We start from the raw sequence: 9,311 nt of genomic DNA on the forward strand, positions 1-9,311 counted from the left end.
CGCGCTTCCTTGGTAGTTGATAAACTGATCACTAGCTACCACAACTGCAGGTTGGCCTTTTGATTCAGCTTCAATGATGAATGGAACAGGTGTGCTATTCAAAACATACCCTTTTGGTGCTTTCGTTTCGACAAATCGATAGTTGCCCGGTGCCAAATCTTCTACCTCTACAACGCCCTCTTTATTCGAAACAAGCTTTTCTTGAATCGTCTGATTGTTCTCATCGATCACTTTAAACTCAGCACCCGCTAAAGCATTCCCTTTAGGATCCTTTTTGGCTAATTTGGCGCTTCCTTGGTAGTTGATTTTTGTCCCAAGGTCAATCACCGGAATGATTCCATTCTCTTGTTGTTTCACTTCAAATTCGATTACCTTATTATCTAAGATATAATCGGTTGGAGCCTCGATTTCAACAATCTGATAGTTGCCAGGTGCAAGTTTTTCAATAGTTACTGTTCCCGTATTGTCAGAAACTAACCGTTCATATCCTGAAATAACTTTGCCTTTACTATCTAATACTTCAAATACTGCACCAGCCAATGGATTTTTTTGTCTTTGCCCTGATGCATCCACCGTTTCTCCAGACTTATGCAGAATGACTTTTGTCGGTTGATTAATAATTTTTTGTGGTGCAAATGTCGTTGTTTCTGTATCCTTCTTAATCGTTATCTTTTTCCCATTTGCTAATTCATCACTGATAGTGTATCCAGCAGGTGCTTTTGTTTCTATCAATAAATAATCGGTAACTCGTAAGTTTCCTAATTTTAATTCGCCTTTCGCATCGGTGTCCCCCTCGCGAACTAGCTTATCTTTTTGTCCATCTTTATTAATTGTCCAAAGCTGCAGGTGTGCATTAGCTAATTTTTCACCAGCTTCATTTTGTTTTTGGAATAGCACAGAACCTTTTGATCCTTCTGCTGTTCCTGAATGATTGATAACGACAACATTTTTTTCTACATCATCGGTATACGTCTTTTCATTTATACCCTTAATGTGTGCATGGTTAGTTACTTCGTCTTGCGCCTTATCCGAAGTAATCAGCGCCCTATATTCAATCACGTAGGAGGTCTCAATCTGTTTTAGAAACTTAACAGTGATGATTTGTGCGCCCGTTTCGTTATTTGTTTGAATGTCTAATTGATAATCCGTTCCTTCAATCAATACAGTATTCGGATCTTTTGTTATATTTCCAGCCTTATCAACTATTGTTCCATAAACTTTGACATCGTCTGCCGCTACATATTGGTTTGCTGAAGGTTCATCCGTCACTTCAACATCCTTCATTGTTGATTGAGAACCATTTACTGTCACACGCCATTTCACATAACTACTGTCACTAGGATCTTGCTCGCCGTCCTTCGCAACCAATTCTCCCGTGTGTGCAGGAGTTACACTAGCAGCTAGATCGTGTGACACACCATCGTTGGTAAAAGTTGCTGAATTTTTATATTCTTTTTGATTAATAATTTCTCCCATTAAGCTAGTATCAAACACAAAAACATATGCTTTAGTACTGCCGGCCGGAAGTTTTACTTCAATTTTGGGATTATCTTTTGTCGGCTCAACGATTTCTCCAGCGACTTTATCTCCCAGAGTATATGAACCATCTTTATTAATCGTAGCTTCATACAATTTTCCACTTCCTGCGACATAATTTTGTGGAGTAGAAATTGGATCAACAATCGTAGAATTTCGGAGTGTTTGCTGATTGTAGTTCACCGCAACTGTCCAAGTAATTTTCTTAGTCATTGCGTTGTATTCACCTGATTTTTGACCATTGTATTTAAAGGCCGGTTTAGGATCAAACGGCTTCTCGGAACTATTCGAATGAGTACCGCCACTTTTGTCTTTCCAAGTCATCGAAGCCTTGTTTTTAAATTTAATATCACTCTCATGACCATTTCCTGGATCGATCGCACTGGTATCAAACACAGTCTTATATTTGATTTGGTATTTATGATCTGTTCCTTTTGCTAGCGGATCTTTAAAACTAAGGTTGAAACCTGTTGTTGTTTGTGTGAAAACATACTCACTTGAATTTAAAACACGGTTATTATCACTGCGATCAATTAATTGGAAACTACCATTCACTAAAGTTAGCCCTTCAGAAAAGGTATCTTCTAGTTCCCAGTTTTCCATCCAATAACCGGCATTATTAATATCAATTTTCCATGGAATTTCACGTTTATCATAATCAATAGCTCCATCAAAATTCTTTACGATTCCTTGCTGTTCTGCGGTTCCACCAGATGAAGAATGATCATCCGTATCCGTCGTTACTGAATTACTGATTTTCGTGGGGTCATCCACATACCCAGTAACTTTTGTTAGGTAATCGATGCGAACAGCATAATCAATATCTTTCAAAAATTTTATTGCAAATTTTTGAGGATTTGATGGCTCCTGAATCAATTCGTAATCTTCACCGGCTTTTAATAGCGCACCCTGCACCTCTTTACCATTCTTATCAAAAGTGATTCGATAAAGTTTGGTACTATTATCAACTAATCTTAATTCCTCACTCATTGTATCTGTAACAGTCGCTCCGGCAGGGCGTTTTTTTTCATTATAATTGTACTGAATACTCCATTTATATTCTTGATTTTGCCCTGTTGGAGTAGGTCCCTTTTTGGTGATGGGAGCCTTATATTCAGCAGCAACAGTAGCTGATGCATCCGTTTTAGAGGTGCCATCGTCTAAAGTTGCCTTATTGGTAAACTTGACACTTCCACCTTTATCCGGTTTCTTGTCCTCATTAATCTTAGCAGTATAAACAACTTGAAAAGCTTGATTCGTTTCTGCATAACTATTGATAAATGTGACTGTCCCTGCAGCATTTACCGTATAATCCTTTCCCTTAACCAAAGGATGCTCTTTATCAACACTAGTTATTTTCCCTTCGCGATCAACCGTTTCAGGGTAAACGGCAACTGTTTTAAAAGTGGTTCCTTCCGGCATTGGATCGGTCAACGTGGCATTTCTCATCGTATTCAATGGGCGATTAATGTTAATCTCCCAGATCACTTCGTTTGGATTTGGTGTCTTATCAAAATGTCCCGCCTTATCAATTGCTTGATCATACTTTGGCCGAATATGAATAGTAGATGGAGGAAAATTTTCTTCCGTTGGTGTATCAATTGTTATTTCTCCTGGTTCCGTTGTTTTAACAAATTTTGCATCATAATCAAAAGTCCCTTTTATATCATGATCCGTTTCAACTTTTTGATTGAATACAAAATGGACTGTACCGTCTTGAGCTATCGTGTACGTCCCGTAATCACCAAGTTTACCTGAACCTGGTTGTATGGTTACACCATTGGGTAATTTAAAGTCAAAATAATCTCCTGCTTTTAATTGTGATAAAATATCTTCAGGAATACTCCACTTATAAGAAACATGCACGTGGGCATCAATAGGAACATTCATTTGATCTGGATAAAGTTTGCCATTTTCATCAAAATACTCAATTTTCGCGTTGTCAATCAAGGTGGCTGGCGTAATTCCGGCTTGTGCTAATAATACACGAATATCTTGCGGATCCGCACTAAGTGTTTTCGTGGTATTTTGAATTTTTTCTGCTGCTGGATCTTCTTGCGCTACAGTATTGGGAGTAGTACTTGTAGTAGGTTTGGAAGAATCAGTAGTTATTTCTGTAGACTGATCAGATTCTTTCTGAGCAGAATCAGTAGTATCCGTCGTAGAAGATTCCACTAGTTCAGATGAAGAAGTCTCTGTAGAAGTCTCTGTAGAAGTCTCTGTAGTAGTTTCACTAGTTGATACTTCAATGGTTGGCAGTTCAGCATTTAAATGTTGCTGATTGCTTTGAACAGTTAATTCAGTAGCTGCTTCAAGATCTTTCGCTGCAAAGGTTAATTTTAATTCGAGCGTCGGACTTGCATGTGGGTCAACTTTCATTTCAATCTGATTCTTATTTGCAACATAGTCAACGTTCGTCGATTCAGCCGAATTTACAGCCTGAATACTTTGGATAGTTGCTCCTTCATTAAAAGTCAATGTCTGTGTCTGCGATTGATCAGTGTTATTAATCTGTAGATCTAAGACCGCCTCCAACGTTTCTGGATCTTGATTCGTCACCTTCAACTGTGCTAACTGAACGGGCTCTTTTGTTTCTGTTGCTAATACCACTATTGGGGTAACATACTGCAAAAAAATTAGTAAGCACATGAAACTAAACATCATTTTTGAAATTTGTTTTTTATACATTGTGGTTCCGACCTCTTTTCTTATCGTTCGTTTATATTCAATAATTCAATACATGAACTCATTCTAAAGAAAAAGAGTTTTTATTTGTGATGATTCGAGTATCGGTAATCTTTTTTTTTTTATATTGGGTTAAAAAAAATGGATTAATTAATTTTAAAATCACAAAAAGCAGCCCTCATTTAAGAGCTGCTTTTTTACTGACTAATTCCAACTGAATGTTTTGATTGATTAAATATGAAAAGCTGTCTTCATGTTTCTTAAATTTAAACATCAGCTGTTGCCCTTTTTGGCTAAACGTCCCATAATCTTTCAGACCACCAACAGAAGTCGAACTAGCACGTTCTAAGCTGAGTTCTTTCGGCAATACATTGATTAAAACTAACTCTTCTGTCTCTAAAACATCTGATCTAAAATCAATATTAATAGTCCAAATCAATTCATTTTCTTCAGCAGATAATACCGTTTGTGTCTGCTGATTTACTAACTCTTTAATTTTGGAGGCTTTCAATTGTGAATTTTGAATAATTATTTGCTGCGTAGAATGGTCCTTATTTAAAATGACTCGATAGCGTTTAGGATTTTTAGCAAAGCCGACAGAAGCCGCCGTTTGATGAACTATATATTCTCCATAAGGCAAGTCTAATTGACCACGACCATCTGGACCCAGACGCAACTGATACTGCGATTGTTTGTCTTCAGAATAGACCATGAATGTACTGTTTCCTAACAATGAGCCTTGTGTATCATGATTCACTATAGTCAGTATGCCCTTTTCTTGAGTATTTTGTTTCATATTTTTTTTAATTGTGCCAGCTGTTGAAGGAAAGTGACTTCTCCTTCTGATCGTTTCAGATTGACTGGTTACAGTTTTTGGTTCTCTGGCAGTAGAACTGGCTGGATGTTTACGCGGGGGGGTAGTCTCTTTTGTATCTTCTATTTTTTCTGTCTGACTTGTCGCTGCTTTTCGCCTATTGGTAAGTGTCAACGTCATTTCTGGGCTTTGTAAATTGAAGCTCCTAGTTTGCTCAACTTCTTGATATCCGGTCAAAAAGCTGGTTTGTTTCAGCAAGTACTGACCATAAGGAAGATCAGCTACTTTGAATTTCCCCTGCGCATCTGTTTTTACAGTGGTAACTACCTTCCCAGTTTGATCTTTCAAAACGAATGTTACCGCTGCTATTGGTTGAGTCACTTTTTTTTGATCGACTACATTTACTAATACTGTTCCTTTGTTAATGACTTTAGTGTTTTCAATTATTATCTCTTGATCCGGTTTATTCAGTTCGATTTTTTGATTGCTCGTTCTTATGTAACCATTAGACGCTTTTTTTTGGACTATTTGGTAATTCCCATAAGGAACTTGCGAAAAACTTTCTACTCCAAGCGCTTCAGTTGTGCTATTTACTTCAGTCTGGGTATCATCGTTTCGTAACACAAACATCGATCCAGAAAGTGGCTGATGATTCACTGAGTCCCTTACTAAGATTTTTAGCTTTCCAAATACTTCTTTTTGATTTATCACAGTGATTGTCTGATTTCTATGATCTTTATCCACGGTAAGATGATGTCTGTCGGGGTCTTTGATGTACCCTGCCGGTACTGATTTCTCTATGAAATAATAACTGCCGAAAGGCAATTCTTCTACTTTAATGTTTCCATCATCATTAGTCATTAATTCTGATACTAATTGATCGTCGGCTCCATATAAATAGAAAATAGCACCCTTAATCGCTTGCCCGGTTTGATCCTTCACTTGTAAAACGATGCTCCCTTTTGTATCCGCTTCATTCTTTGATGAATATTCAAACTGATCCATTCTGAATTGCTGTTTGTTCGAATTGCCACCAGTGGATGCACTCATTGCCAATGAATAAGCTTCAATTGTATTAGGAACAGTGGTTTGCCAAAACAATGGTCCCCTTTCGCTTTGATATGTAACCGAAAATTCCTTTGATTGACCATTATAATTAACTGAAAAATCGTGGAATACTTCACCTGATTCAGATACCGCATCTTTACCTAAATATTGGATACTGTCTTTATCCGTCTCAGCAGAATAAGGAGGGGTACTTCCCGTTCTGACAAATGCACCAAATGGGTGGTCGCGTCCTTCAGTAGGATCGGTTTGATTCCAATAAGTATCTAATTTGAAGCCTAATGCATTCGGTAGGCCACCAATACCGATACTTTCTCCAACTTCTCCTATATCAGTCGATTTTCCTGTGTGAAAAGCTACACCGATTCCATCAGCTCCACCTTGAGAGTCTAGTTTATCTCCTAAGTTTACGGCACCCTTCAAAGAAAAAGAACCCGCTAAATCAATACGATCATTTAATGTAAAATTACCTACTTGATTTTGTTGATCTTGAGTTAGGGTAACAATCCCGGTTGTCTGTTCATAGCTTGCTGTACCGCGTAAAGAAAAATGATCCAAAAAAGTATCCTTGGTGACTGTCACATCATTATCGCTTACCTTTAATTTATGAGGAACAATGGCCGCAACAGGCATACTGAAACAAAAACTAACTAAACTAAAAATTACAAATACAGCTATAGACTTTTTATTCATTGTCAGCCTCCCTCACTGTAAAAGTTATTTTACTCGGATTTACTTCGTAATCAGCCGTTGCTTTTGTTTGTATCAATTTATATGTACCAACTGTTAAATTCGCTAAAACGATTCTGCCATCTACATCACTCTGCGGTTCTGCGATCCTCTTTGAATCCTGTGTAAGTATGAAGCTAGTTTTAGGCAAGACCGTCCTTTTTTCTATGTCTCGAACCGTGACGATTACCGTATCTTTTTTTCTTTGATTAAAAAAAGTTACATGCTGCTCGTTAGTCAAATCCATTGCTTGGGGTTGCGAATTCGTATAGTAACCGGCAGGTGCTTTCAGTTGCTCCACTGTATAATACTGCTTGGCTAAATCAGTTAAAATCAGCTGTCCCTTTTGATTTGTTCTTCGCTCTGTTTTATTTCCTTCAGCATCTGTTAGGCGATAAACAGCACCCGGCAAGGCTTCCCCAGTGGTCTTATCAAATGTTTGAATTCCAGACTTTCCCTTTGGTAACCCTTGTTCCAAGCGGTTAATTAGAACTTTAGCAGTATTTGACTGTATGTTTCCTGCATCTAAAGTTAAGGTACTTTTATTGGAAATTACTTTGGCTTTTGCTAATTTAACTTGGGACCCACTTGAATAATTTGTACCAAAACCTAACAGTGGTGCTATTAAAATGATTCCACAAGTCATGACTAAAAACCCAATCCCCAATAGTTGCTTCATTCGTTGCTACTCCTTTCCCCATAGACCAGATTACCGCTAAATTTAGCCATTTGAATACCTATCTGACTATGATTTCCTTCGTTTCCACCCCTTGTAGTTTGGCTTTGCATCATCGCTAGTCGGTTTTCGATCAACAAAAGTTTTTTACGTTTTCGTTTATTATAAATATCAATATTTTTTCCATTCTGCTCTGTTTTTGCTACTTGATAACCTTCTATTTGCGTTATATCTTCAAATGTAGCTAAATCTTGATTCCAAGGAATTTCTGATAAGAATACTGTTTGATAAAGACAGGCAGCGATTAACATACTGCCTGTTAAGTGTTTACTTAATTTCACTGTTCTTTCCTCACTTTTACCACAGTATCACCAAAAAACATCCAGTCTTCATCGGAGGGCGGATTCTTCCAAATAATTTGTCGGCAAACAAGTTTATCTACCATAAAGTCTGAAATATAAATTTGGGTTTGATTATTTACTTTCTGCTGAATCTCTACGTTTAAGCTACGAAATGATTGAATATTTTGAGCAATAAACTCACTGTAAGCCCGCCCCTTAGAAAAATCGACACAAACAAATACCTTATCCTTAACAAATACCGGTGGAATCGATGAAATAATAGTAAAGAGATAGTCATAATACAAGTTATTTTCATTCGTTTGCGGCAATCGCTGATGGGTAATCTTCGCTAATTTTTGCGCACACGTATGGAATTGTGGGTAGGATTCTGCAAAATACACAATTTGATCTTTAGAAATAAACGTCGTTTGTGTATAACTTGAACAATCCAATTTGAAGTTTATCAACAATAACTCCATTCTCAACTTTTCCGCGATGCAATCTATTTCGGTTGTCGGGATATCTTCGAATGTAATTTGATCAAATACAAAAGTAACCTGTTGATTCGTGATATCCATTAACTCTGTATGCTCAATCAAAACATCTTGGTACTCTGATAAAGGGAGGCATTCTTCTGCCAATAAAAAACGAAATAGCCAAACAATTTCATCGTGTAAAATTGCTTGGGGCAGCTGATATTCTTGGGTCACTTTCTTTAAGTATACTGGGAAATCTTCAAGTATTTGATGGATAGCATTCACATTAAAAATAGCTTCTTTAATCATGATAAATCGTTTTTGTTTCCATCGAATCAGTGCAATTCCAAGAAATAATTCTAGCTTAATTAAACGCGTTAATATCCGTTCAACGTGAAAAACACTACGAATGAGTTCGATATATGACCGAATTTCCGTCTGTAGTTCTTGAGGAAAAGGCGACTCAATGCCGTTAAAAAAATAATAATAGACTTCAAATAGTAAATTACGGACGGCTGCCTCATCACCACGCAACTCGTTATCGCCTACCTTCACCCCTGCATCACGTACAATTTTTCCCAAATTATTCTTAATTAAATAAGCCTTTGAACGACTCAAAAATTTTTTTTGGGCAAACTTTTCTGCTGAAGTCCCATAAAGAACCAATTCTTGAAAAAAGATGAATGTCTCTGATGCTTTGACATATCTAAGTCGTAATTGTCGAATGACCTCATTTGTCAAATGAACAATTTCGATTTCCCCTCTGGCTAGTCGATGTAAGCGTGTATTTTCAGTCGCTTCTAAATCTTTTTCCAGTTCAGTCAGATAATTATTCAATTTAAACTTGGAAATACCCAAAAATTCGATCAATAAATCACTTGAAATAAATTGCCCTTTTCGTAAATCAAATATTTTATTAATTGTCAAATTAAGTTAGACAATTCCTCTTTGCATATGTGACTCAAGAATACTTCTATTGGTGTTTTATA

At 37.1% G+C, this 9,311-nt stretch carries 5 protein-coding genes; all 5 read right to left on the reverse strand.

Annotation, left to right across the window (positions count from 1 at the left end; translation table 11 throughout):
* Positions 1-4,224, reverse strand: a 4,224-nt coding sequence (locus FFM67_RS09895) for a collagen binding domain-containing protein (RefSeq protein ID WP_170178022.1), incomplete at its 3' end; no start/stop codon positions are given.
* A gap of 175 nt (positions 4,225-4,399) precedes the next feature.
* On the reverse strand, positions 4,400-6,793 hold the full coding sequence (locus FFM67_RS09900) for a lectin-like domain-containing protein (RefSeq protein WP_137614402.1): 2,394 nt from the start codon (positions 6,791-6,793) through the stop codon (positions 4,400-4,402).
* Positions 6,786-7,508 (reverse strand): MSCRAMM family protein, encoded by a 723-nt coding sequence (locus FFM67_RS09905; RefSeq protein ID WP_137614403.1) that lies wholly within the window; start codon positions 7,506-7,508, stop codon positions 6,786-6,788. The genes FFM67_RS09900 and FFM67_RS09905 overlap by 8 nt, the downstream gene beginning before the upstream one ends.
* Positions 7,505-7,846, reverse strand: a complete 342-nt coding sequence (locus FFM67_RS09910; RefSeq protein ID WP_137614404.1) for a hypothetical protein — start codon at positions 7,844-7,846, stop codon at positions 7,505-7,507. Before FFM67_RS09910 ends, FFM67_RS09905 begins: the two co-directional genes overlap by 4 nt.
* Positions 7,843-9,249, reverse strand: a complete 1,407-nt coding sequence (locus tag FFM67_RS09915) for a helix-turn-helix domain-containing protein (RefSeq protein WP_137614405.1) — start codon at positions 9,247-9,249, stop codon at positions 7,843-7,845. The genes FFM67_RS09910 and FFM67_RS09915 overlap by 4 nt, the downstream gene beginning before the upstream one ends.
* Between the last annotated feature and the right edge of the window lie 62 nt (positions 9,250-9,311).

The sequence above is a fragment of the Enterococcus viikkiensis genome (assembly GCF_005405345.1).
GTDB classification, from domain to species: Bacteria; Bacillota; Bacilli; order Lactobacillales; family Enterococcaceae; genus Enterococcus_A; species Enterococcus_A viikkiensis.

Coding starts and splice junctions, on each gene's coding strand:
- FFM67_RS09905 (WP_137614403.1), bottom strand. CDS start 7,508: ATGAAGCAACTATTGGGGATTGGGTTTTTAGTCATGACTTGTGGAATC.
- FFM67_RS09900 (WP_137614402.1), bottom strand. CDS start 6,793: ATGAATAAAAAGTCTATAGCTGTATTTGTAATTTTTAGTTTAGTTAGT.